We start from the raw sequence: 262 nt of genomic DNA, 5'->3' as shown, positions 1-262 counted from the left end.
GATCCAATCCTGCGCGATTTTCTCGTTAACCGTGCAAGACCGTTTATCTATTCGACCGCGCCCTCCCCCTTGCAGGTATCAGCAACACGGCTGGCGCTGAAAACAATGGTAGCAGATGAACAGCGGCGGCAGGAATTGCACCGGCTTATCGCTTTCGCCAATGTGCGTTTCGCCGATCTTTTCGGCAGTCCCGGCAGCGGAACGCAGATATTACCGCTCATCATCGGCGACGCCGACCGCACCTTGCGCATTGCATACCGGA

The 262-nt window shown here is 56.9% G+C and carries 1 pseudogene; it reads left to right on the top strand.

The features are described from left to right. Window positions 1-262, top strand: a pseudogene (locus R0J92_RS23955) (8-amino-7-oxononanoate synthase); the annotation flags it as partial.

Origin of the sequence: Tritonibacter sp. SIMBA_163, from assembly GCF_046535935.1 — a bacterium.
Taxonomy (GTDB): domain Bacteria; phylum Pseudomonadota; class Alphaproteobacteria; order Rhodobacterales; family Rhodobacteraceae; genus Epibacterium; species Epibacterium scottomollicae.
The sequence above is the reverse complement of the archived record's forward strand: the minus strand, read 5'-3'. Positions and strand labels throughout refer to the sequence as shown.